The organism is Weissella sp. DD23, assembly GCF_001579105.1.
Taxonomy (GTDB): Bacteria; Bacillota; Bacilli; order Lactobacillales; family Lactobacillaceae; genus Weissella; species Weissella cibaria.
In genome coordinates, this window is the sequence record NZ_KQ970392.1 from 102,703 (window position 1) to 104,616 (window position 1,914).

At 38.8% G+C, this 1,914-nt stretch carries 3 protein-coding genes; 1 reads left to right on the forward strand and 2 read right to left on the reverse strand.

From position 1 onward, the window contains the following. Window positions 1-147 precede the first annotated feature (147 nt). On the reverse strand, window positions 148-462 hold the full coding sequence (locus tag WEIDD23_RS04825) for a hypothetical protein (RefSeq protein WP_010375186.1): 315 nt from the start codon (window positions 460-462) through the stop codon (window positions 148-150). Continuing rightward, the gene (locus WEIDD23_RS04830; protein WP_010375185.1) at window positions 462-743 is read right to left on the reverse strand and encodes a type II toxin-antitoxin system RelB/DinJ family antitoxin; all 282 of its coding nucleotides are present in this window, start codon (window positions 741-743) and stop codon (window positions 462-464) included. Before WEIDD23_RS04830 ends, WEIDD23_RS04825 begins: the two co-directional genes overlap by 1 nt. A 638-nt stretch (window positions 744-1,381) precedes the next feature. Here WEIDD23_RS04830 and WEIDD23_RS13505 point away from each other — a divergent pair. Continuing rightward, window positions 1,382-1,914, forward strand: a 533-nt coding sequence (locus tag WEIDD23_RS13505; RefSeq protein WP_207644203.1) for a hypothetical protein, incomplete at its 3' end; no start/stop codon positions are given.

Genomic DNA, 1,914 nt, shown 5'->3' on the forward strand with positions numbered 1-1,914 from the left:
CATAAGTAGAGACCTTCGGGTTACAAGTAAGACGTTCGAGAAATCGAACGTCTTTTCTTTTTGTCTTATGGCATTTTTCAGATATTAATAATGGAAATAAAAAATCACCCACAAAATCCGTGCAGACTCTGTAAGGTGAATTTAGGTTTACGATTTGAATGCCGCAAGTCGCTTAATATCATGAGTAGTGAGCTCACCAATATGACGTAGCTTGGTTGTTGCGCGAGGTAATTTGTTGATGCGGCCACGGTCTATCCATGATTTTTGTGGCAGCCCAGCAGCTTGCCAATCTAGAATTTCGAAATAGTTTTTCTGAATTTGTGGTGACTTATTTGCAAACTTGGTCGTCAACCGATAAACAAAATATGAATCTTGATTCTCTCGTACATACAATACGGGGCGTTCCTTGCCACCTGGTTGATCTACAAATGATACGTACGCCCAATAGAGTTTCTTTGCCACTAGTAACCACCATCATCATCGAAGAAGGCTTGAACATCAGCGTCCGTATTTACCTCAAAGGTTGGTACTTCGTAACTGTCAGCAATTATCTTTGCTTCAGCCAAATCTTCATCAGATAGTTCGTGCGTGATTGGAATTTGGCCGGTGTTCAAAATTTGTGCATATACCAATGGTAATAGTGTACTGGTAGTCAAACCAGCTTTAGCTAGTAGAGATTCGACCGCTTCGGCAACTCCTTCGTCAACTGAAAATTGTACGCGACGCTTGATTGTGTGAGTCATAGCTACCACCGTCCTTTCTAGTGCGTAATAATATTATACCACCATGTGGCACAAAACGTCATGATGTGCCGATTTATTAAAGATATATTTTGTTGGTGCCTCTTTAGATTTCACAAAGATTGAAATGAAAATTAAAAAGCTTGTCCACAGGTCACGCAGAGAAACCAAAAGGATGTATTAGTCGTTAAACTGAACTGAACCCCATGAGTTGGATGCTTATTGTCCTTTTTTCTTTAATCCATTTGCGTATCCATCTCGCGCGACGATCAGATTCAGCAGGGGATGTTTTAGGATGCTTGAGAACCATTCGTTAATTCTTGTTTGCCAGAAATTATGTTTCTCACAGGTAGACCGATTTCGTCACGAACGGAAGGAAAAAACATTTGATGTTTCAACTGCAAGCATGGTGTATTGAGAGTATCAATATCTTTGCCTGGCATAGTGGAGACCTAAGGCAAACCATGTAGAAAACATGGCTTATATTTTGTGACATTTCACTAGAATGATGATTGACACTTGTCAACTATGAGGCATTGATTTACAAAGGACCATTAAAATATGCTAGTTGAGTAGTGTTAATCATAAATGACATAATAAAGCACTGTGAATGCAATTGTTTGTAAATAAGGGGATTAAAATTGGTAGTTTTGTACATTATATTAAGCTGGATTGGGGCTGTTGTTATACATGAATGTGGTCATTGTATCGTGGCTTGGTTATTGAAAATTAACATAGCACGACTGGGACTGTTTGGTTTTGTTATTGATAATCAGAAAAAAATTCGGTTTGAAGGGAGTGGACTAGGGAGTTTTGTGGTGTTTAGAAATGCTAAACCAACTGTTTTGAATTTAGGAATACTGTATGCGGGTGGTGCGGTAGCTAATGTACTAGTTGTTATGTTACTGCCGTTAAAAGCTGGCTTAGGTGTGGAGACGTTCACATTGATGAATGGCGTAATAGCTGCAGTTACATTATTGCCATTAAATAATTTAGCAACGGATGGTTCGATGCTATTGAACTTGGTTATGAATCCCGAAGAAACGGTGCTGCATTACACTGTTTCATATTTTTTGACAAATGAATACACAGAAAAATTTGATGCTCTTTTGCCTCAGGTATTATCAACATTGGATGGTCCTTTAGGCAAGGTGCAGGAGTCACATATCATTAT